The organism is Streptomyces sp. NPDC000151, assembly GCF_040301705.1.
GTDB lineage: Bacteria > Actinomycetota > Actinomycetes > Streptomycetales > Streptomycetaceae > Streptomyces.
Map to the genome: position 1 here is coordinate 1 of NZ_JBEPFC010000105.1, position 26276 is coordinate 26276.

Annotated in this window: 27 protein-coding genes; 25 read left to right on the forward strand and 2 right to left on the reverse strand. The window is 70.9% G+C overall.

All coding sequences use genetic code 11. From position 1 onward, the window contains the following. The first annotated feature begins 231 nt into the window (after positions 1-231). The 16 genes from rpsP (at position 232) to ABT381_RS25090 (ending at position 13087) form a co-directional block, all read left to right on the forward strand. Entirely contained in the window at positions 232-675 is a 444-nt protein-coding gene (gene rpsP, locus ABT381_RS25015) for a 30S ribosomal protein S16 (RefSeq protein WP_351598509.1), read from the forward strand. Between the two features lie 2 nt (positions 676-677). After that, positions 678-917: an RNA-binding protein gene (locus tag ABT381_RS25020; protein ID WP_030267150.1), complete on the forward strand. Its 240-nt coding sequence runs from the start codon at positions 678-680 to the stop codon at positions 915-917. Positions 918-1085: 168 nt separating this feature from the next. Continuing rightward, the gene (gene rimM, locus ABT381_RS25025) at positions 1086-1745 is read left to right on the forward strand and encodes a ribosome maturation factor RimM (protein WP_351598512.1); all 660 of its coding nucleotides are present in this window, start codon (positions 1086-1088) and stop codon (positions 1743-1745) included. 2 nt (positions 1746-1747) lie between these two features. Beyond that, a complete protein-coding gene (gene trmD / locus ABT381_RS25030) occupies positions 1748-2563 on the forward strand; it encodes a tRNA (guanosine(37)-N1)-methyltransferase TrmD (RefSeq protein ID WP_351598514.1) in 816 nt (271 codons plus the stop codon). A 149-nt stretch (positions 2564-2712) separates the two neighbouring features. Then, positions 2713-3060 carry a 50S ribosomal protein L19 gene (gene rplS, locus ABT381_RS25035; RefSeq protein WP_030267158.1) on the forward strand — a complete coding sequence of 116 codons (348 nt, stop codon included), beginning with the start codon at positions 2713-2715 and terminating at the stop codon, positions 3058-3060. A 48-nt stretch (positions 3061-3108) separates the two neighbouring features. Further along, positions 3109-3969 (forward strand): signal peptidase I, encoded by an 861-nt coding sequence (gene lepB / locus ABT381_RS25040; protein ID WP_351598516.1) that lies wholly within the window; start codon positions 3109-3111, stop codon positions 3967-3969. Then, entirely contained in the window at positions 3962-5128 is a 1167-nt protein-coding gene (lepB, locus tag ABT381_RS25045; RefSeq protein ID WP_467754717.1) for a signal peptidase I, read from the forward strand. Before lepB (ABT381_RS25040) ends, lepB (ABT381_RS25045) begins: the two co-directional genes overlap by 8 nt. A 73-nt stretch (positions 5129-5201) precedes the next feature. Then, a complete protein-coding gene (lepB, locus tag ABT381_RS25050; protein ID WP_467754718.1) occupies positions 5202-6017 on the forward strand; it encodes a signal peptidase I in 816 nt (271 codons plus the stop codon). Positions 6018-6208: 191 nt separating this feature from the next. Next, on the forward strand, positions 6209-6937 hold the full coding sequence (lepB, locus tag ABT381_RS25055; RefSeq protein ID WP_351598522.1) for a signal peptidase I: 729 nt from the start codon (positions 6209-6211) through the stop codon (positions 6935-6937). After that, on the forward strand, positions 6930-7463 hold the full coding sequence (locus tag ABT381_RS25060) for an NUDIX hydrolase (RefSeq protein WP_351598524.1): 534 nt from the start codon (positions 6930-6932) through the stop codon (positions 7461-7463). The genes lepB (ABT381_RS25055) and ABT381_RS25060 overlap by 8 nt, the downstream gene beginning before the upstream one ends. Positions 7464-7501: 38 nt before the next feature. After that, entirely contained in the window at positions 7502-7810 is a 309-nt protein-coding gene (locus ABT381_RS25065; RefSeq protein ID WP_003993268.1) for a DUF2469 domain-containing protein, read from the forward strand. A gap of 374 nt (positions 7811-8184) precedes the next feature. Continuing rightward, positions 8185-8490, forward strand: a complete 306-nt coding sequence (locus ABT381_RS25070; protein WP_351598548.1) for a YraN family protein — start codon at positions 8185-8187, stop codon at positions 8488-8490. Continuing rightward, a complete protein-coding gene (locus ABT381_RS25075) occupies positions 8490-10100 on the forward strand; it encodes a YifB family Mg chelatase-like AAA ATPase (protein ID WP_351598526.1) in 1611 nt (536 codons plus the stop codon). Before ABT381_RS25070 ends, ABT381_RS25075 begins: the two co-directional genes overlap by 1 nt. Next, positions 10097-11341 (forward strand): DNA-processing protein DprA, encoded by a 1245-nt coding sequence (gene dprA, locus ABT381_RS25080; protein WP_351598528.1) that lies wholly within the window; start codon positions 10097-10099, stop codon positions 11339-11341. The genes ABT381_RS25075 and dprA overlap by 4 nt, the downstream gene beginning before the upstream one ends. A gap of 260 nt (positions 11342-11601) precedes the next feature. Then, complete coding sequence (gene whiG, locus ABT381_RS25085; RefSeq protein WP_223732959.1) at positions 11602-12438, forward strand: RNA polymerase sigma factor WhiG; 837 nt, start codon at positions 11602-11604, stop codon at positions 12436-12438. A gap of 109 nt (positions 12439-12547) precedes the next feature. Then, positions 12548-13087, forward strand: coding sequence for a TetR/AcrR family transcriptional regulator (locus tag ABT381_RS25090; RefSeq protein ID WP_351598550.1), 540 nt, complete (start codon positions 12548-12550; stop codon positions 13085-13087). Between the two features lie 180 nt (positions 13088-13267). Here the strand turns inward: ABT381_RS25090 and ABT381_RS35900 are convergent, their stop codons facing one another. After that, on the reverse strand, positions 13268-14500 hold the full coding sequence (locus ABT381_RS35900) for a peptidoglycan DD-metalloendopeptidase family protein (RefSeq protein ID WP_467754719.1): 1233 nt from the start codon (positions 14498-14500) through the stop codon (positions 13268-13270). 467 nt (positions 14501-14967) lie between these two features. On the opposite strand from ABT381_RS35900, the gene rpsB reads away from it, so the two are divergent. The 9 genes from rpsB (at position 14968) to ABT381_RS25140 (ending at position 25190) form a co-directional block, all read left to right on the forward strand. Next, the gene (rpsB, locus tag ABT381_RS25100) at positions 14968-15852 is read left to right on the forward strand and encodes a 30S ribosomal protein S2 (protein ID WP_351598531.1); all 885 of its coding nucleotides are present in this window, start codon (positions 14968-14970) and stop codon (positions 15850-15852) included. 99 nt (positions 15853-15951) lie between these two features. Beyond that, a complete protein-coding gene (tsf, locus tag ABT381_RS25105; protein ID WP_351598533.1) occupies positions 15952-16788 on the forward strand; it encodes a translation elongation factor Ts in 837 nt (278 codons plus the stop codon). Between the two features lie 206 nt (positions 16789-16994). Beyond that, positions 16995-17768, forward strand: a complete 774-nt coding sequence (gene pyrH, locus ABT381_RS25110; RefSeq protein WP_351598535.1) for a UMP kinase — start codon at positions 16995-16997, stop codon at positions 17766-17768. Between the two features lie 228 nt (positions 17769-17996). Next, complete coding sequence (gene frr / locus ABT381_RS25115) at positions 17997-18554, forward strand: ribosome recycling factor (protein WP_030266530.1); 558 nt, start codon at positions 17997-17999, stop codon at positions 18552-18554. Next, complete coding sequence (locus ABT381_RS25120; protein ID WP_351598538.1) at positions 18554-19711, forward strand: phosphatidate cytidylyltransferase; 1158 nt, start codon at positions 18554-18556, stop codon at positions 19709-19711. Before frr ends, ABT381_RS25120 begins: the two co-directional genes overlap by 1 nt. Positions 19712-19894: 183 nt before the next feature. Next, the gene (rlmN, locus tag ABT381_RS25125; RefSeq protein WP_351598540.1) at positions 19895-21001 is read left to right on the forward strand and encodes a dual-specificity RNA methyltransferase RlmN; all 1107 of its coding nucleotides are present in this window, start codon (positions 19895-19897) and stop codon (positions 20999-21001) included. 320 nt (positions 21002-21321) lie between these two features. Then, positions 21322-22395: a thiamine ABC transporter substrate-binding protein gene (locus tag ABT381_RS25130; RefSeq protein WP_351598542.1), complete on the forward strand. Its 1074-nt coding sequence runs from the start codon at positions 21322-21324 to the stop codon at positions 22393-22395. Continuing rightward, positions 22371-24089 carry an ABC transporter permease gene (locus ABT381_RS25135; RefSeq protein ID WP_467754727.1) on the forward strand — a complete coding sequence of 573 codons (1719 nt, stop codon included), beginning with the start codon at positions 22371-22373 and terminating at the stop codon, positions 24087-24089. Before ABT381_RS25130 ends, ABT381_RS25135 begins: the two co-directional genes overlap by 25 nt. A 78-nt stretch (positions 24090-24167) precedes the next feature. After that, positions 24168-25190, forward strand: coding sequence for an ABC transporter ATP-binding protein (locus tag ABT381_RS25140; RefSeq protein WP_351598552.1), 1023 nt, complete (start codon positions 24168-24170; stop codon positions 25188-25190). Between the two features lie 49 nt (positions 25191-25239). Here ABT381_RS25140 and ABT381_RS25145 read toward each other — a convergent pair. Further along, positions 25240-26276 (reverse strand): hypothetical protein (locus ABT381_RS25145; RefSeq protein WP_351598546.1); only part of this gene is annotated, 1037 nt, incomplete at its 5' end.

The following is a 26276-nucleotide window of genomic DNA, read 5'->3' on the forward strand; positions in this document are numbered from 1 at the left end:
CCGGCCGCACACCCCGGGCGGCGGGGCGCGGGCCGGCCCGCCCTGGTCAGCGACCGGGCGCCCGAGGTCGGCGGCCCCCTGCTCGTATGGCACAATGTCTAGCTGTACTCGACAGCCGCACAGGAACCCTCTCGCCTCCGGCTGGCGCGTCCATCGGGCACTCCGAGTACCGCAACCCCACGTGGCATCTCGTTGTGCCCAACCACGTCAAGACCAGGAGACACCACTCCAGTGGCAGTCAAGATCAAGCTGAAGCGTCTGGGCAAGATCCGCGCGCCTCACTACCGCATCGTCGTCGCCGACTCCCGTACCCGCCGTGACGGCCGGGCCATCGAGGAGATCGGCCTGTACCACCCGGTGCAGAACCCCTCGCGCATCGAGGTCGACTCCGAGCGTGTCCAGTACTGGCTGGGTGTCGGCGCGCAGCCGACCGAGCCCGTCGCGGCCATCCTCAAGGTCACCGGTGACTGGCAGAAGTTCAAGGGTCTGCCCGCCCCGGCCCCGATGAAGGTTGCCGAGCCCAAGGCCGACAAGCGCGCCCTCTTCGAGGCCGCCGCCAAGGACGCCGGTGACGAGCCGAAGGGTGAGGCCATCACCCCCAAGGCCAAGAAGGCTGACAAGAAGGCGGACGAGGCCGAGGCCGAGACGGCCAAGTCCGAGTCGACCGAGGCCTGAGCATGCTCGAGGAGGCTCTTGAGCACCTCGTCAAAGGCATCGTCGACAATCCCGACGACGTGCAGGTCGCCTCGCGCAACCTGCGTCGTGGACGCGTCCTGGAGGTCCGGGTACACCCGGACGACCTCGGCAAGGTGATCGGCCGTAACGGCCGCACCGCGCGCGCTCTGCGTACTGTTGTGGGTGCCCTCGGCGGCCGCGGTATCCGTGTCGACCTCGTCGACGTGGATCAGGTCCGCTGAGCATCGGAACACCGGCACGGGCCGGGGAGGGCTTCGGCCCTCCCCGGCCCGTGCCGGTTTGCGGTGATACCTCCTCGACCGCAACCATCCATTGAGGAACCACGCCGGCGAGAACCACCTCCGCGAGAGCGGCGGCGGATGAGCCGTGAAGAAAGGCAAGGCACAGTTGTGCAGCTGGTAGTCGCGCGGATCGGGCGCGCCCATGGGATCAAGGGCGAGGTCACGGTGGAGGTGCGCACGGACGAGCCGGAGCTGCGGCTCGCGCCGGGCGCGGTCCTGACCACGGACCCCGCGTCCACCGGCCCGCTGACCATCGAGACCGGTCGCGTGCACAGCGGTCGCCTGCTGTTGCGCTTCGAGGGCGTGAAGGACCGTACGGCCGCCGAAGCGCTCCGTAACACCCTCCTGATCGCCGAGATCGACCCCGAGGAACTTCCCGAGGACCCCGAGGAGTTCTACGACCACCAGCTCATCGACCTCGACGTGGTGACCGAGGACGGCGTCGAGGTCGGCCGCATCCTCGAGGTCTCCCACCTGCCGTACCACGACCTGCTGATCGTCGAGCGCCCCGACGGGAGCCAGGTCATGATCCCGTTCGTCGCGGAGATCGTGCCGGAGATCGACCTCGAGGAGCAGCGAGCGGTGATCGCCCCGCCGCCGGGGCTGCTGGACGACGCCCAGGCGGAGGTCGCCTCCCGCCGGGACGCGGAGGCCGACGCGGACTCCGCGAGCACGCCCGAAGACGGCCCCGCGCCCGAAAGCGGCAAGGCGTCCGAAGGCGGCGAGGCGCACGAGGGCGGTCGGGCAGCGCGCAGTGAGGACGCCTGACCATGCGTCTCGACGTCGTCACGATCTTCCCCGAGTACCTCGAACCGCTGAACGTCTCCCTGGTGGGCAAGGCGCGCGCCCGAGGGCAGCTGGACGTCCGCATCCACGACCTGCGTGAGTTCACGCACGACAAGCACAACACCGTGGACGACACCCCGTACGGCGGCGGCCCCGGCATGGTCATGAAGCCCGAGCCGTGGGGCGAGGCGCTGGACTCGGTCATCGCGTCGGGCGAGGGGGAGGAGCAGCCGGTGATCGTCGTTCCGACGCCCAGCGGCCGGCCCTTCACCCAGCAGCTCGCCGTCGAGCTCTCCGAGAAGCCGTGGCTGGTCTTCACCCCGGCCCGCTACGAAGGCATCGACCGCCGCGTCATCGAGGAGTACGGCGACCGGCTGGACGTCCGTGAGGTCTCCATCGGCGACTACGTGCTGGCCGGCGGCGAGGCGCCCGTCCTGGTCATGGTCGAGGCCATCGCCCGTCTCCTCCCCGGAGTACTGGGCAACGCCGCGTCCCACCAGGACGACTCCTTCGCACCCGGAGCGATGGCCGACCTCCTGGAGGGGCCGGTCTACACCAAGCCTCCGGAGTGGCGTGGTCGCGGCATCCCCGAGGTGCTGCTCAGCGGCCACCACGGCAAGATCGCCCGCTGGCGCCGCGACGAGGCGTTCCGCCGTACGGACCTGAACCGCCCGGACCTGATCGAACGCGCCGACCCCGCCGCCTTCGACAAGAAGGACCGCGAGACCCTCTCCATCCTGGGATGGGCCCCGGGAACGGACGGGCGATTTGGGCGGACGACTGAGGCCGTGGAAGAATAGGCCGCTGCTGTGCGTCCGGCGCGCGCCCCTGCCACAGGGGGAACGACGCCCGCCCGACGGACCGGCACCCGGACTCCCCGTCCGGCCTCCGAACGATCATCACGAATTCCGCTGATGACCTGTGGCATCAGCGAAGAAAGCAGTAGGTCATGCACCTTCTCGACTCCGTCGACGCCGGGTCGCTCCGCAGCGACGTCCCCGCCTTCCGCCCGGGTGACACCGTCAACGTCCACGTCCGCGTCATCGAGGGCAACCGCTCCCGTGTGCAGCAGTTCAAGGGCGTTGTCATCCGCCGTCAGGGCGCCGGCGTGCGCGAGACCTTCACGGTCCGCAAGGTCAGCTTCTCCGTCGGCGTCGAGCGCACCTTCCCGGTGCACACCCCGATCGTCGAGAAGATCGAGGTCGTGACCCGCGGTGACGTCCGTCGCGCCAAGCTGTACTACCTCCGCGAGCTGCGCGGCAAGGCCGCCAAGATCAAGGAGAAGCGCGAGAGCTGAGCAGCCGTACGGTGTCCTTAACCCCGGGCCGGATAGGCTCTGGGCTCGATGGACACCGACGCACAGCCTTCAACGCTTCCGGAGCGCGACTCCTCTCCAGCCCCTGACCAAGGGGCGGAGAAGGGGTCGCGCTCCGCGCGTTTTTCCCGGCGGCGGGAGCGGGCCGCGCGCGCGTCCGGCGACGGGCCGGCGGCGGGCGTCGGCGAGAGCCGCGAGGAAGGCCGCGAGGAGGCCGCTGAGCGCCCGCTGCTGCGGCGTGGGCCGGTTCTGCTGGTACTGGCCTGTCTGGCCTTTGTGGGGCTGCTGAGCGCCTTCGTCGTCCAGCCCTTCCTGATCCCCAGCTCGTCGATGGAGAACACGCTCCGGGTCGGCGACCGGGTGCTGGTGAACAAGCTGGCGTACCGGTTCGGCGGCGAACCGCGCCGGGGGGACGCCGTGGTGTTCGACGGCACGGGATCGTTCGTACAGGAAGCGCCGGCGGGCAACCCGGTGACGAAGCTGCTGCGCGGGGCCGGAGCCGCGGTGGGCCTGGTGCCGGCCGCGGAGACGGACTACATCAAGCGGGTGATCGGCGTCGGCGGGGACCGGGTGACCTGCTGCGACGAACGGGGACGGATCAAGGTGAACGGCGAACCGGTGGACGAGCCCTACCTCCACCCCGGAGACAGCCCGTCGGACGTGCCCTTCGACGTGGTCGTGCCCGAAGGGAAGCTGTGGGTCATGGGAGACCACCGCGCCAGGTCGAGCGACTCCCGCGACCACCTGGGCGACCCGGGCGGCGGCACCGTTCCGCTGGACAAGGTGATCGGCCGCGCCGACTGGATCGGCTGGCCGGTCGGCCGCTGGACCTCCTTGGAGCGACCCCGCGCGTTCGACGGCATACCGGCTCCGGCAGGGCCCCATGGGTAACAGGGGGCGCCCGCGCCACGGGCACCACCGCACAGGCGCACCACCGGAGGGCCACGGTACGGAGGCGCACGGCTCCGTACCGGACGACGCGCACGACTCCCGTGTGCCCAGCGCTGACTCCGGTGTGCCCAGCGCTGCCCCCCATGGGGCAGGTGCCGGCCCCTATGGCGCGGACCTCGGCGCGGGCGGCACCGCGACCCGTACGACGCTGCCGGCGACCGGCGGGCGGGCCGACAGACGACGCCAGGCGAAGCGCATCAAGAGGCGCAGACAGCGTTCGTACCTGAAGGAGATACCGATCCTGATCGGGGTGGCGCTGGCGATCGCCCTGGTCCTGAAGACGTTCCTCGTGCAGGCATTCGTGATCCCGTCGGGCTCCATGGAGCAGACGATCCAGATCGGCGACCGGGTGCTCGTCGACAAGCTGACCCCGTGGTTCGGCGCCGAGCCGCACCGGGGGGACGTGGTCGTCTTCAAGGACCCGAACCACTGGCTCGCGGGCGAGCGCACCACCGTGGCCGACGATCCGGTGGGGGTCAAGCAGATCAAGGAAGCCCTCACCTTCATCGGGCTGCTGCCGTCGGCGGACGAGCAGGACCTGATCAAGCGGGTCGTCGCGGTCGGCGGCGACACCGTCAAGTGCTGCGACAAGAGCGGCCGGGTCACCGTCAACGGGACGCCGTTGAGCGAGCCGTACGTCCATCCGGGCAATCCGCCCTCGCAGTTGAAGTTCGAGGTCAACGTGCCGACCGGGCGGCTCTTCGTCATGGGGGACCACCGGTCCAACTCCGCCGACTCCCGGTATCACCTGAACGAGCCGTATCGGGGGACGGTCGCGGAGAGCAGCGTCGTGGGCCGCGCCGTGGTGATCGCCTGGCCGTTCAAGCACTGGCAGCGCCTGGAAGAGCCCGATACGTACGCTTCTGTGCGCGACGCGCCGGGCGCACCGGCGACGGCGGCCACGGCGCCGCATACTCTGTCACCCGAAGGTTTGACCGTCCTCCCGACCCCTGCGGAACTCCCGCTCGTTATGGGAGTGGTGGGCCTGCACCGTTTGACGAGCAGGCGGCGGCTTGGAGTAAGGAGTGAATGTGGGGGACGTGGCGGTCGGCGCACGGTCCGGAACCGAAGAGCCCGAAGAACCAGAGGGGCGCGATAGGTCCCCCGTAGCGGACACGGCGCATCAGGAACAGCAGCCGCAGGACGCGCGACAGGAAGAGGAGAACGGCGGCGTGACGAAGGACAAGAAGCCGCCGCGTTCCTTCTGGAAGGAGCTGCCGCTCCTGATCCTCATCGCGCTGGCCCTGGCGCTGGTCATCAAGACCTTCCTGGTGCAGGCGTTCTCGATCCCGTCCGACTCGATGCAGAACACCCTGCAGCGCGGCGACCGGGTGCTGGTGGACAAGCTGACCCCGTGGTTCGGCGCGGAGCCGGAGCGCGGCGAGGTCGTCGTGTTCCACGACCCGGGCGGCTGGCTCAACGAAGTGCCCACCCCGACGCCGAATCCGGTCCAGAAGGTCCTCAGCTGGATCGGCCTGATGCCGTCCGCGGAGGAGAAGGACCTGATCAAGCGGGTCATCGCGGTCGGTGGCGACACGGTCGAGTGCAAGGGCACGGGACCGGTGAAGGTCAACGGCAAGGCACTTCAGGAGGACGCGTACCTCTTCGCCGGGAACACCCCGTGCGGTGACAAGCCCTTCGGCCCGATCAAGGTGCCCGAAGGCCGGATCTGGGTGATGGGCGACCACCGCCAGGACTCCCTGGACTCGCGTTACCACCAGGATCTGAAGGGCAACGGCACGGTGTCGGAGGACGAGGTCGTGGGCCGCGCGTTCACGATCGCCTGGCCGATCAACCGGTGGTCGCTGCTCCCGGTGCCGGACACCTTCGACCAGCCGGGGCTGAGCCAGGCGATGGCCGCTGCGCCGGCGGCGCTGGGCGTGGCCGGTGCGGTACCGATCGTGCTGTGGCGGCGCCGGCGGGTGCTCGCCAAGCTGCCCGCCAATGTGGCGGTGGGAGCGACCGGCAAGGAGCCCCGCGACAGCTGACCGCACCGCCCGTAGGTGAGGGATCTGTGTGCGTCCGGCGGACGTGTCGTCGATACGCCGCGTACGTCGGGAAACGGCGCCCGAAGGCTCTCATCGGGCCGTCGGCCGGAGGCTGACTGTGCAAAGTAACCCCAGGTAAGGTGCCGTCCCGGATCTTCGACGCGGGGCGGCCCGCGGGGTGGGAGCGCGGGATGAGCAGGAGCAAGGGGCGTACGAGCGGCGGCCACGGCCGGACCGTGGGCAGCGTGCTGTCCGGTCTGGCGGTGGCCGTCGGCTGTGTGCTGTTCCTGGGCGGTTTTATATGGGGCGCGGTGCTCTACCGTCCGTACACGGTCCCGACCGATTCGATGGCGCCCACCATCGCGGCCGGCGCCCGGGTCCTTGCGCAGCATGTGGACGGCTCCGAGGTGCGCCGCGGCGACGTCGTGGTCTTCCAGGACTCCGTCTGGGGCGACATGCCCATGGTGAAGCGGGTCGTCGGGGTGGGCGGCGACAAGGTCGCCTGCTGCAACACCGACGGCAAGCTCACCGTCAACGGCAAGCCCATCGAAGAACCGTATCTCCAGGGCAATGGCCCGGCGTCTCCCGTCGGCTTCAAGGCCCGGGTCCCCAAGGGGCAGCTCTTCCTGCTCGGTGATCACCGCAGCGACTCCATGGACTCGCGGGTGCACCTCACGGACGGCGATCACGGTGCCGTGCCGCGCGACGCGGTCGACGCCCGGGTGGACGCCAAGGCGTGGCCGATCGCCGGCCTCGGCATGATGCAGCGGCCCACGGCCTTCTCCGCCCTGCCGGGCGGCACGTCCCGGCCCGGCCCGGTGCAGCCCATCGTGGTGGCGATCGTGGCCGGCGCGGTGCTGATACTGGGGGGAGCGGCGTACGGGCCGATCGCGAACCGGAGGAGGCGTACGCGTGTCTGAAGCGGATACCGGTACACAGGAGCAGGCCGGAATACCGGCGGGCACGGCACTGCGGCGCGTCTCCCGGGTGATCCTGCTCGACCCCGAGGACCGGGTCCTGCTGATGCACGGCTTCGAACCGGACGAACCGTCGAGGACATGGTGGTTCACGCCGGGCGGCGGGCTGGAGGGCACCGAGAGCCGGGAAGAGGCGGCCCTCCGGGAGCTCGCCGAGGAAACCGGGATCACGGACGCGGAGCTCGGGCCGGTGCTGTGGCAGCGGCACTGCTCGTTCCCGTTCGACGGGCGGCGCTGGGACCAGGACGAGTGGTACTACCTGGCGCGTACACGCAATACCGCGACGCGGCTGAGCGGCCTGACGGAGCTGGAACGGCGCAGCGTGGCGGGTCTGAGATGGTGGACGGTGACGGAACTCTCCGCATCGCATGAGACGGTGTATCCGACCAGACTTGCCGAGCTGTTGCGCACACTGCTCGACGAAGGACCCCCTAGTGCGCCGGTGGTCCTGGAGACCGAGAGTGTCTGACGCACAATAGGGGGACGCACGGCTGAAGGGGATCTGCCATGAGCGCCGAGGACCTCGAGAAGTACGAGACCGAGATGGAGCTGAAGCTCTACCGGGAGTACCGCGATGTCGTCGGACTGTTCAAATACGTGATCGAGACCGAGCGCCGGTTCTACCTCACCAACGACTACGAGATGCAGGTGCACTCCGTCCAGGGTGAGGTCTTTTTCGAAGTCTCCATGGCAGATGCCTGGGTGTGGGACATGTACCGCCCGGCCAGGTTCGTGAAGCAGGTCCGCGTGCTGACCTTCAAGGACGTGAACATCGAGGAGCTCAACAAGAGCGACCTCGAGCTGCCGAGCGGCTGAGTGACCGTTTCCTCGTGATCGGCCGAGTGGGCATTTCGCTGCCACGCGCGGCGCGGTCATTTCACCCTCACGGGTGACGGCGTTATGCACAGCCGCTGAGTTGTCCACCAAGATCCAATACTCGGCGGCAGAAGCGTCACAGTCGGTGCCGGAGGTGGTGCCGGATGAACGCCACAGCAGAGAACACCGCGGCCGGAAGCGGTGCGGCAGAGCCCGTACGAGCCCGATCACGCCCCCGCTCGACGCGAGCGGCCGACTCGGCAAAGACACAGCGCAAGCGCCCGCAGGGCCGGGGCAGCCCCGGCGGCCGTGCCCGCGGCGGATGCCGCCGCTCCGGACTCGGGCGGTACGGCGAAGACCTCGCCGCGCGGTGGCTGACCGCCCACGGCATGCGCGTCCTCGACCGGAACTGGCGCTGCCGCTTCGGTGAGATCGACATCGTCGCCGCCGACGCCGACGCGTTCGTCGTGTGCGAGGTCAAGACCAGACGCGCAGGCCCGTACGAACACCCCATGGCGGCCATCACGCCCACGAAAGCGCGGCGCCTGGGACTCCTCGCCGAGCACTGGACCGCGGCGCACGGAGGCCCGCCACCGGGCGGCGTCCGCATCGATGTGATCGGTGTCCAGCTCCCCGCCCGCGGCGCGCCCGTCGTGTCCCACGTACGGGGGGTGACCTGATGGGATTCGCCCGTACGTGCTCGGTCGCGCTGGTCGGCGTCGAAGGCGTGGTCGTCGAGGTGCAGGCCGACCTCGAACCAGGCGTCGCGGCCTTCACCCTCGTCGGTCTCCCCGACAAGAGCCTCATCGAGTCGCGTGACCGGGTGCGCGCCGCCGTGGTCAACTCCGGCTCCGAGTGGCCGCAGAAGAAGCTGACCGTAGGCCTCAGCCCGGCCTCCGTCCCCAAGGGCGGCAGCGGCTTCGACCTGGCAGTCGCCTGCGCCGTCCTCGGCGCTGCCGAGCTCATCGACCCACGCGAGCTGACCGACCTCGTCATGATCGGCGAGCTGGGCCTGGACGGCAGGGTACGACCGGTGCGCGGCGTGCTGCCGGCGGTCCTCGCGGCCGCCGACGCGGGATACCGCCAGGTCGTCGTCCCCGAGCGGACCGCCGCCGAGGCATCGCTCGTCCCCGGCGTCTCCGTCCTGGGCGTCCGCAGCCTGCGCCAGCTCATCGCCGTGCTCACCGACGGACCGGTTCCCGAAGAGGAGGACGAGGGCGACGAGCCGGGCCGCCCGGACCCGCTGCTCGCCGGGCTGGTCGTACCGGGCTCGGGATCCTGCGCCGGGCTGCCTCCCGACGCCCGCCCACCGGACATGGCGGAGGTCGCGGGCCAGCACGGCGCTCGCCGCGCACTGGAGGTGGCTGCCGCCGGGCGGCACCACATCTTCCTGAAGGGGCCACCGGGCGCGGGCAAGACCATGCTCGCCGAGCGGCTCCCCGGCCTGCTGCCGCCCCTGTCGCCCAAGGAATCGCTGGAGGTCACCGCGGTGCACTCGGTGGCGGGCATGCTGCCGCCCGGCCAGCCCCTGGTGAGCCGCCCGCCGTACTGCGCACCGCACCACTCCGCCACGATGGCCTCGCTCGTCGGCGGCGGCAGCGGACTGCCCCGGCCCGGCGCGGTGTCCCTCGCCCACCGAGGCGTCCTGTTCATCGACGAAGCCGCCGAGTGCAACGCCAAGGTGCTCGACGCCCTGCGCCAGCCTCTGGAGTCCGGACACGTCGTGGTCGCGCGCGCCGCCGGAATGATGCGGCTCCCGGCGTCCTTCCTGCTGGTACTGGCCGCCAATCCCTGCCCGTGCGGACGCCACGGCACCATCGCCGGCGGCTGCGAATGTCGCCCGTCCTCGATCACCCGCTACCGCGCCCGGCTCTCCGGGCCGCTCATGGACCGGATCGACCTGCGGATCGCCGTGGAACCGGTCGCCCGCAGCGAACTGGTCGCGGGGGCCCGCGGCGAATCCACCGCCGATGCCGCCGACCGGATCCGCGCCGCCAGGGAACGCGCCGCCCACCGCTTCGCCGGCACTCCCTGGCAGACGAACAACGAAGTCCCCGGCCATGAACTGCGCACCCGGTGGACCGTGGCCCCGGGCGCGCTCGTCCAGGCCGAGCGCGACCTGGAGAACGGCCTGCTCACCGCCCGCGGCCTGGATCGCGTCCTGCGCGTCGCCTGGACCACGGCAGACCTCGCGGGCCGCGACCGTCCGACGGCCGAGGACGTCGACTGGGCCCTGGAGCTGCGTACCGGTGTCCGCCGCGGCATTCCCCTGGCGGTGAGTCGGCCATGACCTCTCTCGAAGACGCGTCCGGTTTGGAAGCCGCGTCCGGTGACCTGCCCACACGACAAATCCGTGACTCCACCGCAGGAAGGGAAGCCGGCTCCGCGCCGGAAGCCGATCGGCTGGCCCGGGCAGCTCTCACCCGGGTACTCGAACCGGGCGATGAAGTGGCCGGCGCATGGCTGCGGCGAATGGGCCCGGTGGCGCTCTGGCGCTCCCTCCTCGGGGACGGCGACCCGCCCGAAGGAGCCGGCGAGGCGAAGATCGCGGGCCTGCGGTTACGCGCCGAGGCAGCGTCGCCCGAAGCCGACCTCGCTGCCGCCACCGCGCTCAACGGTCGTTTCGTCTGCCCCGGCGACGAGGAATGGCCCCACCAGCTGGACGACCTGCGAGATGCCCGCCCGGTCGGCCTGTGGGTGCGCGGCAGGGCGAACCTGCGCCTGTGGGCCCTGCGCTCCGTCGCCCTCGTGGGCGCCCGTGCCTGTACGGAGTACGGTGCACATGTGGCGGGGACCTTGGGCGCGGGACTCGCCGAACGCGGCTGGTCGGTGGTGTCCGGTGCCGCGTACGGCGTGGATGGCGCTGCGCACCGGGGCACCTTGGCGGCAGGCGGCCCGACCGTGGCGGTACTGGCCTCCGGCGTCGACTACATCTACCCCAGCGGACACGCCGAGCTGATCGGACGCATCGCCGAACAGGGGCTGATCGTCGCGGAATTGCCACCCGGCGCTCATCCGACCGCGAGCCGGTTCATCCAACGCAACCGTGTGATCGCCGCCCTTACCAGGGGAACGGTCGTCGTCGAGGCCGCGCTGCGCAGCGGATCACTGGCCACTGCCCGCCGCGCCGCCGAGCTGGGACGGTTCACAATGGGTGTTCCCGGCCCGGTCACCAGCGGCTTGTCGGCCGGTGTCCACCAACTGCTGCGGGGCGAGGCCGTACTGGTCGCCGACGCGGCCGAGGTGGTCGAACTGGTGGGCAGCATCGGTGATCTTGCCCCCGTTCCCCGCGGCCCGGTCCTGGCCCGCGATCTACTGGATCCGGTCGCCATCCGCCTGCTGGAAGCCCTGCCGTTGAGGGGCGCGACCGACGTCTCGAAGATCGCCCGTGACTCGGGTACGGCCCAGGAAACGACCCAAGCGAAGCTCTTCGAACTACAGGCGCTCGGATTCGTTCAAAGATGCGGTAGTCGCTGGGAGTTGCTTCCCGTTGCCCATTCGACAGGAGGTTACCGGCGAGGCGGTCCTTGACCTGGGGCGAACGGGTGAAAGGGTGAGGTGAATGACCGCAGGATGCATCTTTGCGAGTTTCGTGCGGACGGCCGCGCAGGCTCCCGTCGTCATCCGAGGGTGCGGACTACCGGACGAATCTGCGCACGCACGAACACGCTGCGATCGCACACCGCGACACCACAGTCACGCTACGCTCGCAAGGCATCCGCCCTCCACGGACCACACGACCCTCACGCACCTCTTCACCAGCGTCTCGGCAGAACGGCTCAAGGCGACGAATGCCCCAGCACACTTCCGGGTCTGACCGCGCGGCGGTACCCCCCGCCGCCCGCGGCAGCGTGCGCCCGGCAGCGCCCACCTCGCTAGAGGAGCTCTGGCGCTCCTACAAGGCGACGGGTGACGAACGCCTGCGGGAGCAGCTGATCCTGCACTACTCGCCGCTGGTCAAATACGTCGCGGGGCGCGTCAGCGTCGGCCTGCCGCCCAACGTCGAGCAGGCGGATTTTGTATCCTCCGGCGTCTTCGGGCTGATCGACGCCATCGAGAAGTTCGAGCCGGAACGGTCCATCAAGTTCGAGACGTACGCGATCACCCGCATCCGCGGCGCGATGATCGACGAACTGCGGGCCCTGGACTGGATCCCCCGCTCGGTCCGCCAGAAAGCGCGAGCGGTCGAGCGTGCGTACGCCACGCTCGAAGCCCAGCTGCGCCGCACCCCTTCCGAGGCGGAGGTCGCCGCGGAGATGGGCATCGCGCTCGAAGAACTGCACACCGTCTTCAGCCAGTTGTCCCTGGCCAACGTCGTCGCCCTGGAGGAGCTGCTGCACGCCGGCGGTGAGGGCGGCGACCGGCTGAGCCTGATGGACACGCTCGAGGACACCGCGGCCGAGAACCCGGTCGAGATCGCCGAGGACCGCGAACTGCGGCGCCTGCTCGCCCGCGCCATCAACACCCTCCCCGAACGCGAGAAGACCGTCGTCACGCTCTACTACTACGAAGGACTCACCCTCGCCGAGATCGGCAACGTCCTCGGCGTCACCGAGAGCCGGGTCAGCCAGATCCACACCAAGTCCGTCCTCCAGCTGCGCGCCAAGCTGGCCGATGTGGGCCGCTGAGTACTACTGACGGCGTTACCCGTGCCGCGGAGTGCCGTGGCCCGGGCCGCATCCGTACAGTGGTGGCGTGCCCAGGATTCGAGCGGCCTCAGTGGCCGAGCACCGGACCATGCAGCGCGACGCCCTGTTGGACGCTGCTCGTACTCTGCTGTCCGAAGGCGGTACGGAGGCGCTGTCCTTCCCCGCCCTCGCCGAGCGCACCGGCCTCGCGCGGTCCTCCGTGTACGAGTACTTCCGCTCCCGCGCCGCCGTCGTCGAAGAGCTCTGCGCGGTCGACTTCCCGGTATGGGCGGCGGAGGTCGAGGCCGCGATGGAGCGCGTCGAGGCGCCCGAGGAGAAGATCGAGGCGTACGTGCGGCAGCAGCTCGCCCTCGTCGGCGACCGCCGGCACCGCGCGGTCGTCGCGATCTCGGCGGGTGAGCTGGACGCCGGCGCTCGCGAGAAGATCCGCGCCGCACACGGCGGCCTGATCGCCATGATCGTCGAGGCCTTGGGCGCCCTGGGCCACAAGCAGCCGAGGCTCGCCGCGATGCTCCTCCAGGGCGTCGTCGACGCCGCGGTCCGCCGCATCGAACTGGGCGCGGCGGAGGATCCTACGGAGATCACGGAGGCGGCGGTCGCCATGACCCTCCACGGCGTCCGCGGCTGATCCCCTCCCCCTCCCCCCTCCCCCCCGCCCACCCTCCACCACCACCACCCCAAGGCAGACACACCTGCCTCCTCCCCACTCACCTAGCCGGGGGCCGTCCCGGTACTTCAGTACGCCGGTCATCCCGACCAGCCGTTTGCTCGCCGCTCCGGCCGGTCGCTAGTCGCTCCGGCCGGCCGGTCAACGGGGGAGTGCTCTCTCGTTGCGCCGTTGGTCGAGCAGGGCGGTGTCGCCGTGATGGCGGCTGGCCCGGGGCGGGGCGATGGGAGCTTGCTGCGAGCGTTGGCTCCGGATACGGGCGTGGGACCAGGCGGCTATTGCTGCGAGGGCTGTGGTTGCCGCCAGGATGGGGGCGTCGGCGGCTGTGGGGGAGAGGGGTGGTGTCTCCGTTCTGTGGGCTGGGGGCGGGGTGGGTTCGGGGATGTGGAAAACCGGGAGCAGGCGAGGTGAGGGCGGGGCGAGCAGAGACGGTGGGAGGAGGGACAGGGGGTCCAAGTAGGTGCGGCCGCGGCGTAAGCCCCAGTGGAGACACGGGGTGTCGCAGTGGTACGGGCCGGACTGGAGGACGGCGACCGGCTGGCCCGCTTTGACGCGATCGCCCTTGCGGACCGTGGGACGTACGGGCTCGTACGTGATGCGCAGCGGTGGTCGGCCGGAGCCGAACAGCTCGATGGATAGGACGCCTCGGTCGGCGACCTTGCCCGCGAAAGAGACGCGGCCGGGGGCGGCGGCTCGTACGGTCGCTCCGGCACGCGAGGTGAGGTCCACGCCGCGGTGGCCGGCCGCCCAGGGGGTGGGTGGAGGCAACCAGGGGCGTGCGATGGCTGGACGCGCGCCGGCCGACCCGGTCACCGGCCACGCCCGAGTCCCGGAAGTCCCTGAGCGCGCCCGAGCCCCGGATGCCCCGGATGCCCCGGATGCCGCGGGTCGTGGCGGGCTCTCGGAAGTGCCCTCCGGGGTACTCGGTCCGGGGCCGGAATCCCTGCCCGGACGGTCCTCCGGCGGTGGCATGTCGCCGGAGAAGGGACGGGCATGTGCGATGGGCGCGAGATGTGGCGCGGGGGCGGTGCCGGTTGTGGTCGGGGTGTTGTGGTCCGGCCCGAGGGAGCGCGGAGTGAAGAGCGCAGGGCCGAGCAGGAGCACGCAGCCGATCATGCAGCCGAGCGCGCAAGCGGCAATGCTCAGGACGGCGCGAGCCGTCACGCGGGGGATGACGCGGGGGAGGAGTCGACCGGGACGCCGGGACGACAAGTAGGCGAGCACCCGCATGACGGCGGGAGGGAGCAAGAGCCCCGTTAGCCGCAGGCGAAGCAGCCGAGCCAAGCGAGACGGATGAGGCTTTGGAGATTGGCCGAGCGAGAGTGGCGGACAGTGAGAGACCCGGGGAAGCCGGAGGCGGTGTGAGTGGCGCATGGCATGACGGTCGCGGACCGGGGCAGATCCGGGGGGATCTTGGTCGGAAGCTGTGGACTACTTCGCGGTTGTGGACAACGCCGTCACGCGTGTGAGTGAGCGGCCTTCCCTTCGCCTCGCCCCCTTCGGCTTACTCTCCGTTCCCCCTCGGCCTCCGGTCTCCGCCCCTCCCTCCCCACCGCCAAACCTCCCCCGCCCGCAGCATGTCGCTAGGCGGTTCGGCGGTCCCGTACACTTCTTGTGGCGATCCGGGTGACCGGGTCGACTTCGCACGCCCCGCCACCGGCGCGTGACTCCCCGTGCTTCGTCAGAGGCGCAGCGGAGCGCGCTGCACCACGGTGGCCGCGTCCCTCGGTCCTGGAAGGTTCCCGGTACACCACCGGAGTCGGTTCAGGCAGGCGCGCAGGGGCGTCAGGCACAGCGGCCGCCCGGCCGCGGTGGAACCGAGAAACATGAGGAGAACGGCCATGGCCGTCGTCACGATGCGGGAGCTGCTGGAGAGCGGCGTCCACTTCGGGCACCAGACCCGTCGCTGGAACCCGAAGATGAAGCGCTTCATCTTCACCGAGCGCAACGGCATCTACATCATCGACCTGCTCCAGTCGCTGTCGTACATCGACCGCGCCTACGAGTTCGTCAAGGAGACCGTCGCGCACGGCGGCTCCGTCATGTTCGTCGGCACCAAGAAGCAGGCCCAGGAGGCCATCGCGGAGCAGGCGACTCGCGTGGGCATGCCCTACGTGAACCAGCGCTGGCTCGGCGGCATGCTGACCAACTTCTCGACCGTCTACAAGCGTCTGCAGCGCCTCAAGGAGCTCGAGCAGATCGACTTCGAGGACGTCGCGGCCTCCGGTCTCACCAAGAAGGAGCTTCTCGTGCTCTCGCGCGAGAAGGCCAAGCTGGAGAAGACCCTCGGCGGTATCCGCGAGATGCAGAAGGTGCCCAGCGCCGTCTGGATCGTGGACACCAAGAAGGAGCACATCGCGGTCGGCGAGGCCCGGAAGCTCAACATCCCGGTCGTCGCCATCCTCGACACCAACTGCGACCCCGACGAGGTCGACTACAAGATCCCGGGCAACGACGACGCGATCCGCTCCGTCACCCTGCTCACCCGCGTGATCGCCGACGCCGTCGCCGAGGGCCTCATCGCCCGCTCCGGTGGTGCCGAGGCCAAGGGCGAGAAGGCCGCCGGCGAGCCGCTCGCCGAGTGGGAGCGTGACCTGCTCGAGGGCGAGAAGGCCAAGGACGCCGCCGAGGAGCCCGCCGCCGAGGCCCCCGCCGCTGCCGAGGCCCCCACCGCCGAGGCGCCCGCCGCCGAGGCCGAGGCCGAGAAGCCGGCCGAGCAGGCCTGACACCTCAGCATCGGATGATGACGGCGGGGCCGGTGCCACAAGCACCGCCCCGCCGTCCACCCGTAGATCTTTCGACTTTCGAGAAGAGATTCACAGATCATGGCGAACTACACCGCCGCTGACGTCAAGAAGCTCCGTGAGCTCACCGGCGCCGGCATGATGGACTGCAAGAAGGCGCTGGACGAGGCCGACGGCAGCGTGGACAAGGCCGTCGAGGCGCTGCGCATCAAGGGCCAGAAGGGCGTCGCCAAGCGCGAGGGCCGCTCCGCCGAGAACGGCGCCGTCGTCTCCCTGATCGCCGACGACAACACCTCCGGTGTCATCGTCGAGCTGAAGTGCGAGACCGACTTCGTCGCCAAGGGTGACAAGTTCCAGGCCGTCGCCCAGCAGATCGCCGAGCACGTCGCCGCCACCAAGCCGGCCGACATCCAGGCCCTGCTCGCCTCCGAGATCGAGGCCGGCAAGACCGTCCAGGCGTTCGTGGACGAGGCCAACGCCAACCTCGGCGAGAAGATCGTCCTGGACCGCTTCGCGCAGTTCACCGACGGCTTCGTGCTGTCGTACATGCACCGCACCATGCCCGACCTGCCCCCGCAGATCGGCGTCCTCGTCGAGCTCGACAAGGAGAACGCCGAGGTCGCCAAGGGCATCGCGCAGCACATCGCCGCCTTCGCGCCGAAGTACCTGTCCCGCGAGGACGTCCCGGCCGAGGTCGTCGAGGCCGAGCGCCGCGTCGCCGAGGAGACCACCCGCGCGGAGGGCAAGCCCGAGGCTGCCCTGCCGAAGATCGTCGAGGGTCGCCTCAACGGCTTCTTCAAGGACGCGACGCTGCTCGGTCAGCCGTACGCGCTCGACAACAAGAAGTCCGTCGAGAAGGTCCTCCAGGAGGCCGGTGTCACCCTGAAGCGCTTCGCGCGCATCAAGGTCGGCATCTGAGCTGAGCCGAAGCCTTGCCGCCGGGCCACGGCCTTCGGGGCCGAGGGCCTGTCGCAGGGCAGCGAATGACCCGCGGCCCCGCTAGGGTCGTACGCAGTCGGCCGCTCATCGGCCGACCGCAGATGTGACGAGGAGGCCATTGCCGTACAGGGATCTGACCAGACCCCCGGCAATGGCCTTCTTCGTATGTGCACGAGGAGAGCGCAATGAATCACGGTGCCGACGGCGCGGACAAAGCCCACGAGTCCCACAAAAAGGGGAAGGGGCGCTTCCTTCTGAAGCTGTCGGGGGAGGCGTTCGCCGGCGGCGGGGGACTCGGTGTCGACCCGGACGTCGTGCACGCCATCGCCCGTGAGATCGCGGCCGTGGTCCGTGACGGGTACGAGATCGCCATCGTGATCGGCGGCGGCAACTTCTTCCGCGGCGCAGAGCTGCAGCAGCGGGGCATGGACCGGTCCCGCAGCGACTACATGGGCATGCTCGGCACGGTCATGAACTGCCTGGCCCTCCAGGACTTCCTGGAGAAGGAGGGCATCGACTGCCGCGTGCAGACCGCCATCACCATGGGCCAGGTCGCCGAGCCGTACATCCCGCTGCGCGCCATCCGCCACCTGGAGAAGGACCGCGTCGTCATCTTCGGTGCGGGCATGGGCATGCCGTACTTCTCCACCGACACCACCGCAGCGCAGCGCGCCCTGGAGATCGACGCCCAGGCCATGCTCATGGGCAAGAACGGGGTCGACGGCGTCTACGACTCCGACCCCAAGAAGAACCCCGACGCGGTGAAGTTCGACGCGCTCGAATACGGCGAGGTCATCACCCGCGACCTGAAGGTCGCCGATGCCACCGCCATCACGCTGTGCCGCGACAACAAGCTTCCGATCCTCGTCTTCGAGCTGCTCGCCGAGGGCAATATCGCGCGCGCCGTGAAGGGTGAGAAGATCGGCACGCTCGTCAGCGATCAGGGCACCAGGGCCTGACGGCCCGCACCGCCGCGGATCCGTACGGGCAGCACGTGTTCGTACGGCCGTACGGAGAACACGTCCGTACGCGCCGTACGGACGGCATACCCGTACGCGCGGCAACTCCCGGCCGTGGGAAGACCACGGCACGGGGATGGACAACCGCCTGCCGGTCGGACACCGTGCAGGAGAAGACGCGCGCAGGGGCGAGGCTCTGCTTCTTACGATTAAGACCAGGAGCAAGTGGTGATCGAAGAGACCCTCCTCGAGGCCGAGGAGAAGATGGAGAAGGCCGTCGTGGTCGCCAAGGAGGACTTCGCCGCGATCCGCACCGGGCGTGCGCACCCGGCGATGTTCAACAAGATCGTGGCGGACTACTACGGTGCCTTGACGCCGATCAACCAGCTGGCGTCGTTCTCGGTGCCCGAGCCGCGGATGGCCGTGGTGACCCCGTTCGACAAGAGCGCGCTGCGCAACATCGAGCAGGCCATCCGCGACTCCGACCTCGGCGTCAACCCGAGCAACGACGGCAACATCATTCGCGTGAACTTCCCCGAGCTCACTGAAGAGCGCCGCAAGGAGTTCATCAAGGTCGCCAAGAACAAGGCCGAGGACGCGAAGATCTCGATCCGCAGCATCCGCCGCAAGGCCAAGGAGACCCTCGACAAGCTCGTCAAGGACAAGGAGTCCGGCGAGGACGAGGTGCGCCGCGCCGAGAAGGAGCTCGACGACACCACCGCGAAGTACGTCGCGCAGGTGGACGAGCTGCTCAAGCACAAGGAATCCGAGCTGCTCGAGGTGTGATGAACGAGTCATCCTGGGGGGCCCGGCCCTCGCCTTCGGCAGGCGGGACCCCACCCGGCGCCGGCCCATGGGCAGCCGGCGCGGGACCGACCCCCGGCCACGGCCGGGAGGGGCCCCCGGCCCCGTCGGCGGGTCCCGTGCACGACTGGGCCGCGGCAGCGCAGACTCGGCCCATGCCCACCGTGCCCGACGCAGGCGGAGACCAGGACGACCACCGGGACGATCGGGGGGCCGCTCGGCTGAGTGGCCCCCTCTTCCGCGATGACCACCCCCAGGAACCCATGCCCACATCCCCGCCGGCACCGGACGACAGCCCCTCTTCGGACAAGCCGGCGAAGAAGAGCGCGGGCCGCAATCTGCGGGCCGCCATAGGGGTGGGCATCGGCCTGGGCGCGGTCATCGTGCTCTCGCTGTTCGTCTACAAGCCCGTCTTCGTGGGCGTCATCGCGGTGGCGGTGGTCGTCGGGCTGTGGGAGCTGACCTCCCGCCTCGCGGAGCGCAAGGACATCCGCGTACCGCTCGTACCGCTCGCGGTCGGCGGTACGGCCATGGTCGTCGCCGGGTACGTACGCGGGGCCGAGGGCGCCTGGGTGGCGATGGCGCTCACCGCGCTCGCCGTCCTGGTCTGGCGGATGACCGAGGCGCCGGAGCAGTACCTCAGGGACGTCACGGCCGGCGTCTTCGCGGCGTTCTACGTGCCGTTCCTGGCGACGTTCGTCGCCCTGATGCTCGCCGCCGACGCGGACGGACCGCAGCGGGTCCTCACCTTCCTGCTGCTCACGGTCGTCAGCGACACCGGCGCGTACGCCGTCGGCTGGCGCTTCGGCAAGCACAAGCTCGCCCCCCGCATCAGCCCCGGCAAGACCCGCGAGGGCCTCGTCGGCGCGGTCGCCTTCGCCATGGCGGCGGGCGCGCTGTGCATGGAGTTCCTCATCGAGAACGGCGCGTGGTGGCAGGGCCTGCTCCTGGGCCTCGCGGTCGCCGCCAGCGCCACCCTCGGCGACCTCGGCGAGTCCATGATCAAGCGCGATCTCGGCATCAAGGACATGGGCACGCTCCTGCCCGGCCACGGCGGCATCATGGACCGCCTGGACTCCCTCCTGCCGACCGCCCCGATCGTCTGGCTCCTCCTGGTCATCTTCGTCGGCACGGGCTGACCAGCCCCGACACCCCCCACTGCCGCACGCGCACCCCAAGGGCCCGCCGTCCTCCAGGACGACGGGCCCTTGCGCATGGGACGGCGCGCGTGGCCGGCCGGCCGAGCAGGGGCCCCCGGGGTGACCGGCTCCACCTCGTGGGCAGGTGGGGTGGGGTGGATGATCTGCCACACTGGACGGACCATGCCTGCACCTGGAGAACTTACTTTTGTCGCGCCGCGGGGGGCCAAGAAGCCGCCGCGGCATCTTGCCGATCTCACGCCTGCTGAGCGCAAGGAGGCCGTCGCGGCGATCGGGGAGAAGCCGTTCCGCGCCAAGCAGCTTTCGCAGCACTACTTCGCGCGGTACGCGCACGACCCGGAGCAGTGGACGGACATCCCGGCCGCGGCGCGGGAGAAGCTGGCGGCCGAGATGCTGCCGGAGCTGATGAGCGTGGTGCGGCACATCTCGTGCGACGACGACCAGACGCGCAAGACGCTGTGGAAGCTGTTCGACGGGACGCTGGTCGAGTCGGTGCTGATGCGGTACCCGGACCGGGTGACGATGTGCATCTCCTCGCAGGCCGGGTGCGGGATGAACTGCCCGTTCTGCGCGACGGGGCAGGCGGGGCTGGACCGGAACCTCTCGACTGCCGAGATCGTTCATCAGATTGTCGATGGGATGCGGGCGCTCAGGGACGGGGAGATCCCTGGTGGCGCGGCGCGGCTGTCGAACATCGTGTTCATGGGGATGGGCGAGCCGCTCGCCAACTACAACCGGGTGACGGGGGCCATCCGGCGGCTGACCGACCCCGAGCCGGACGGGCTGGGGCTGTCGCAGCGGGGGATCACCGTGTCCACGGTGGGACTGGTGCCGGCGATGCTGCGCTTCGCCGACGAGGGCTTCAAGTGCCGCCTCGCCGTCTCGCTGCACGCCCCGGACGACGAGCTGCGGGACACGCTCGTGCCGGTCAACACGCGGTGGAAGGTGCGGGAAGTACTGGACGCGGCGTGGACGTACGCGGAGAAGTCCGGGCGCCGCATCTCGATCGAGTACGCGCTGATCAGGGACATCAATGATCAGGCGTGGCGCGGGGACCTGCTCGGGCGGCTGCTCAAGGGGAAGCGGGTGCATGTGAACCTGATTCCGCTGAACCCCACGCCCGGGTCGAAGTGGACCGCCTCGCGGCCCGAGGACGAGAAGGCGTTCGTCGAGGCGATCGCGGCGCACGGCGTGCCCGTGACCGTACGGGACACCCGTGGGCAGGAGATCGACGGCGCGTGCGGGCAGCTCGCCGCCTCGGAGCGCTGAGCGGACCGATCCCCGAAGACGAGCAGGGCCGGTCCGTGTGCGGGCCGGTCGCGGCCTCGGACGCGTGAGCGGGCGCTGGTACCGTAGCGTCGAACGTTTACATCACATATAACGCACCATCCGACAGGGGAGCGCCACAGCGCTGAGAGTGCGGACAGTGAGGCCGAAGCCGCTGCCGCAGACCCTTGAACCTCGCCCGGGTCATTCCGGGTAGGAAGTTCGGTCTCCTCATGCTGTTGCGCCCCGCCCGCGGCACCGGTCCCGCCGGACGCCGCGGGCGGGGCCGCGTCTCTTCCTGGCCAGCCAGGAGGAATGAACAAGTGAGATCTTTCGGTAGAGCCACCGCGGTCACCGTTGTCCTGGCGGTAGGCGGCGCGGCGCTGGCCGGCTGCGGCGCCTCCGGCGGCGACGAGGCGGGCGACTCCAAGACCGTCAAGCTCGTCACCCACGACTCCTTCGCGGCCTCGAAGTCCGTTCTGAAGGAGTTCGAGCAGCAGAGCGGGTACAAGGTCCAGCTCGTCAAGGGCGGGGACGCGGGCAAGGCCGTCAACCAGGCGGTGCTGACGAAGGACAACCCGCAGGGGGACGTCTTCTTCGGGATCGACAACACGCTGCTGTCGCGCGGGCTGGACGAGGGGCTCTTCACGCCGTACGAGGCGAAGGGGCTGGGTGAGGTGCCGGAGCAGCTGCAGCTGGACAAGGCGCAGCACCGCGTCACGCCCGTCGACTACGGCGACATCTGTGTGAACTACGACAAGGCTTACTTCGAGCGGAAGAAGATCGCGCCGCCGAAGACGTTCGGTGATCTTGTGAAGCCGCGGTACAAGGGGCTGCTGGTCACCGAGAACTCCGCGACCTCGTCGCCGGGGCTGGCCTTCCAGCTGGGCACCATCGCCCAGTACGGAAAGGGCGGCTGGCAGGGCTACTGGAAGAAGCTCAAGGCCAACGGCGTCGAGGTCGTCGACGGCTGGGAGCAGGCGTACTACGAGCGGTTCTCCGGCGCGGCCGGCAGCAAGGGCGACAAGCCGCTGGTCGTCTCCTACGCCTCCAGCCCGCCCGCCGAGGTCATGGACAAGAAGCCGGCGCCGAAGGAGGCGCCGACCGGCGTCGCCACCGGGACCTGCTTCCGGCAGACCGAGTTCGCCGGACTGCTGAAGGGCGCGGCGAACGAGAAGGGCGGCAAGGCGCTGCTGGACTTCCTGATCAGCAAGAAGTTCCAGGAGGACATGCCGCTGCAGATGTTCGTGAACCCGGTGGTCGAGGGCGCGAAGGTGCCCGAGCTGTTCACGAAGTACGGGCAGCGGATCGCCGATCCGAAGACGGTGGCGCCCGCCGACATCAGCAAGAACCGCGAACAGTGGATCAAGCAGTGGTCCTCGCTCGTCCTGAAGTAGAGACCGAAGGCCCTGGGGCGGGCCGGGGCGGAGGGCGGTTCCGGCGGCCGGGGCGTGCCACGGCCACCCGGCTCGCGCTGATGGCCGTGCCGTTCGTCTTCTTCGTGCTCTTCTTCGCCTACCCGGTCGCCATGATCGTCGGCCGGGGGCTGCGGGAGAGCGGGAGCTGGCAGTTCGGGCGGGTGGGGGAGGTCCTCACCGATCCGGACCTGCTGCACGTCCTGTGGTTCACCGGGTGGCAGGCGGCGGCTTCCACGGCGCTCACGCTGCTGATCGCGCTCCCCGGCGCATATGTCTTCGCGCGCTTCGCATTCCCCGGAAAGGGGCTGCTGCGGGCGGTCGTCACCGTGCCGTTCGTGCTGCCCACCGTCGTGGTCGGCTCCGCCTTCCTCGCCCTCGTGGGCCGCGGCGGCCTGCTCGACGACCTGTGGGGCGTACGGCTGGACACCTCGGTGTGGGCCATCCTGCTCGCGCACGTCTTCTTCAACTACGCGGTGGTCGTACGCACCGTGGGCGGGCTGTGGAGCGCGCTGGACCCGCGCCAGGAGGAGGCCGCGCGGGTGCTCGGCGCCGGGCGGTTCGCGGCCTGGCGGCGGGTGACGCTGCCCGCGCTGGCGCCCGCCGTGGCCGCCGCCGCGCTGATGGTCTTCCTCTTCACCTTCACCTCCTTCGGGATCGTGCAGATCCTCGGGGGCCCGCGCTTCGCCACCCTCGAAGTGGAGATCTACCGGCAGACCGCCGACTTCCTGGACCTGCCGACCGCGGCGGTGCTCACCCTCGTGCAGTTCGCCGCCGTACTCGGACTGCTCGCGCTGCACGCCTGGACGGTCCGGCGGCGCGAGAGCGCGCTGAAGCTGGTCGACGCGACCCGTACGGCACGCCGGCCGCGCGGGGCCGGGCAGTGGGCGCTGCTGTGGGGCACGCTTGTGGTCATCGCCGTACTGCTGGTGCTGCCGCTGGCCGTACTGGTCGAGCGGTCCTTCGCCGGGCCCGACGGCTACGGCCTGGTCTTCTACCGCGCGCTGCAGGCCGCGGCCGGCGCCGACTCGACGTTCACCGTGCCGCCGCTGACCGCCCTGTGGAACTCCCTGGCGTACGCGGTCGCCGCCACCGCCATCGCCGTGGTGGTCGGCGGGCTGGCGGCGGCCGCGCTGACCCGGCGCGGCGGACGGCTCGTCCGCGGCTTCGACGCGCTGCTCATGCTGCCGCTCGGCGTCTCCGCCGTGACCGTCGGCTTCGGCTTCCTGATCAGCCTCGACGAGCCGCCGCTGGACCTGCGCGCCTCATGGTGGCTCGTACCGCTCGCGCAGGCCCTGGTGGGCGTGCCGTTCGTCGTACGGACCATGCTGCCGGTGCTGCGCGCGGTGGACGGGCGGCTGCGCGAGGCCGCGGCGGTACTGGGGGCCACGCCCTGGCAGGTGTGGCGCGAGGTCGATCTGCCGCTGGTGCGGCGGGCGCTGCTGATCGCGGCCGGCTTCGCGTTCGCCGTCTCGCTCGGCGAGTTCGGCGCGACGGTGTTCATCGCGCGCCCGGACCAGCCCACGCTGCCGGTGGCCGTGGCGCGGCTGCTGGGCCGCGCGGGCGAGCTCAACTACGGGCAGGCGATGGCCCTGTCGACGATTCTGATGGTGGTGTGCGCGGGGGCGCTGCTGGCGCTGGAGCGGGTACGCACCGACCGGACGGGAGAGTTCTAGGTGACCGACGACCGGACCGATGACCGGACCGATGACCGGACCGATGACCGGACGGACGACCGGACCGACGGCCCGCTCCTGCGGCTGAACGGCCTCACCGTGCGCTTCGGGGCGCACGCCGCGCTGGACACGGTGGAGCTGGACGTCGCCGAGCACGAGACCGTCTGCGTCCTGGGGCCCAGCGGCAGCGGCAAGTCCACGCTGCTGCGGGTGATCGCCGGGCTGCAGCAGGCCGACGCGGGTGAGGTTGTACTGGACGGCCGGGACCTGCGTACCGTGCCCACCCACCGGCGGGGCGTCGGCCTCATGTTCCAGGACCACCAGCTCTTCCCGCAGCGCGATGTGGCCGGAAACGTCGCCTTCGGGCTGCGGATGCGCGGCGCCGCACGCGCCGAGCAGGAGCGCAAGGTCGCCGAACTGCTCGACCTGGTGGGCCTGCCGGGCGCCCAGCGCCGGGCCGTCGGCTCGCTCTCCGGCGGCGAGCAGCAGCGCGTCGCGCTGGCCAGGGCGCTGGCGCCCAGCCCCCGGCTGCTGATGCTGGACGAGCCGCTCGGCCAGCTCGACCGCGGGCTGCGCGAGCGCCTGGTCGTCGAACTGCGGCGGCTCTTCGGAGAGTTGGGGACGACCGTGCTGGCGGTGACGCACGACCAGGGCGAGGCGTTCGCGCTCGCCGACCGGGTCGTCGTCATGCGCGACGGGCGGATCGCGCAGACCGGTACGCCGCTGGAGGTCTGGCAGCGGCCCGCCGACGAGTTCGTCGCCCGCTTCCTCGGCTTCGACAACGTCGTGCCGGCCACCGTCACCGGCGAGGCCGCGGACACGCCGTGGGGCAAGGTGCCGGTCCCGGACGGTACGGCGGAGGGCGAGTGCCGCCTGCTCGTCCGCCCGGCCGGCGTCCGCCTGGTGCCCGCCCGCGAGGGCCTGCCCTGCACGGTCGCGGCCCGCACCTTCCGCGGTACGCACGTCTCCCTCCGGCTGCGCCCGGCGGCCGGCCCGGAACTGGACGCGGCCTGCGCGCTCGCGGACGCGCCGGAGGTGGGCGAGAGGGTCGGCGCGGCGTTCGTCGCGGAGGACGTGGTGGTCCTGCGGGCGGAGGACTGATCCGTACGGGGCGCACCAATCAAGCGGCGTGCCCCGAAGAGCCGGCCCCTCAGCCCACCAGCGGTCCCGCCGCCAGATGTGCCACGCCGCCCGTGACCGCTGTCAGGACCACGACCAGTACGCACGTGCGCAGGGCGGCGGCGCGGTGGAGGAGGCCGGACGGGGTGCCGAGGCGGCGGAGGGCTTCCGTCGTCGCGGCGCGGGCCGTGCGGGATTCGGTGACCGCGGTCAGGACGCTGAGCGCGGTACAGGCCAGTACCAGCCCGCCGCCGAGCGCGGAGAGCGGGCCGAGGGAGCCGGGGGCGCCGTGGCCGTACAGGGTGAACGCGGTGTAGGCGCCCGACGCGGCCGCCATCAGGATGCCCAGCGGGCGGCCCACCCGGCGGGACTCCTCCTGGAGGACCCGCCCGGCCAGCAGTCGTGCCGCGCCTGCCCGGCCCGCGCCCAGCACCCGCCCGCTCGCGTGGACCAGGCCGGGCGCCGCCAGCACCAGCCCGGCCGCCGACAGCAGCCAGCCGACCAGCACGCCCGCCTCGCCGGTGACCAGCCGTCCCGGCAGCGGCAGCAGCCGGGCGCCGGGGCCGGTGTGACCCGCCGCATAGACCTCCAGGGCGAGCCCGGCGGCGCCGAGCGCGATGCCCCAGGGGAGCCCGGCGGGCGTGGCGGTGGCCGTACGGGGCGGGGCGTCGGCGCACGGCTCGGCCGGCGCGTTCCGCCCCGGCCGCAGCGCCGCGGCGGTCGCGACGGCGGCCACCACGGGGACGGCCGCGAGCAGCACGCCCACCGCCGCGTACGGGAGCGGGCCGCGGCCCAGCAGCGCCGCCGGACCCATCGGCGTACCGCCCAGGCCGCCGCGCAGCCGCAGGAAGACCAGCAGGCCGAGCACGCTGCCCAGGGCGCAGGCGAGCACGGTGGAGGCGGCGGCGATCAGGGTGAGCCGGACCGGGCCGAGGCCGGCCGCGGACATGCCGCCGCGCAGCCGGGCGGCCGGGTCCGTACGGGCCACCGCGACGGCGAACTGGGCCGTGGCGGCCAGCGGGACCAGGCACCAGGCCAGCCGCAGCGCCGAGCCGGCGGCCTCGCCGC

Coding starts and splice junctions, on each gene's coding strand:
- ABT381_RS25020 (WP_030267150.1), top strand. CDS start 678: ATGCTCGAGGAGGCTCTTGAGCACCTCGTCAAAGGCATCGTCGACAAT.
- trmD (WP_351598514.1), top strand. CDS start 1,748: ATGCGTCTCGACGTCGTCACGATCTTCCCCGAGTACCTCGAACCGCTG.
- rplS (WP_030267158.1), top strand. CDS start 2,713: ATGCACCTTCTCGACTCCGTCGACGCCGGGTCGCTCCGCAGCGACGTC.
- lepB (WP_351598516.1), top strand. CDS start 3,109: ATGGACACCGACGCACAGCCTTCAACGCTTCCGGAGCGCGACTCCTCT.
- lepB (WP_467754717.1), top strand. CDS start 3,962: ATGGGTAACAGGGGGCGCCCGCGCCACGGGCACCACCGCACAGGCGCA.
- lepB (WP_351598522.1), top strand. CDS start 6,209: ATGAGCAGGAGCAAGGGGCGTACGAGCGGCGGCCACGGCCGGACCGTG.
- ABT381_RS25065 (WP_003993268.1), top strand. CDS start 7,502: ATGAGCGCCGAGGACCTCGAGAAGTACGAGACCGAGATGGAGCTGAAG.
- ABT381_RS25075 (WP_351598526.1), top strand. CDS start 8,490: ATGGGATTCGCCCGTACGTGCTCGGTCGCGCTGGTCGGCGTCGAAGGC.
- dprA (WP_351598528.1), top strand. CDS start 10,097: ATGACCTCTCTCGAAGACGCGTCCGGTTTGGAAGCCGCGTCCGGTGAC.
- whiG (WP_223732959.1), top strand. CDS start 11,602: ATGCCCCAGCACACTTCCGGGTCTGACCGCGCGGCGGTACCCCCCGCC.
- ABT381_RS25090 (WP_351598550.1), top strand. CDS start 12,548: ATGCAGCGCGACGCCCTGTTGGACGCTGCTCGTACTCTGCTGTCCGAA.
- ABT381_RS35900 (WP_467754719.1), bottom strand. CDS start 14,500: ATGCGCCACTCACACCGCCTCCGGCTTCCCCGGGTCTCTCACTGTCCG.
- rpsB (WP_351598531.1), top strand. CDS start 14,968: ATGGCCGTCGTCACGATGCGGGAGCTGCTGGAGAGCGGCGTCCACTTC.
- tsf (WP_351598533.1), top strand. CDS start 15,952: ATGGCGAACTACACCGCCGCTGACGTCAAGAAGCTCCGTGAGCTCACC.
- pyrH (WP_351598535.1), top strand. CDS start 16,995: ATGAATCACGGTGCCGACGGCGCGGACAAAGCCCACGAGTCCCACAAA.
- ABT381_RS25120 (WP_351598538.1), top strand. CDS start 18,554: ATGAACGAGTCATCCTGGGGGGCCCGGCCCTCGCCTTCGGCAGGCGGG.
- rlmN (WP_351598540.1), top strand. CDS start 19,895: ATGCCTGCACCTGGAGAACTTACTTTTGTCGCGCCGCGGGGGGCCAAG.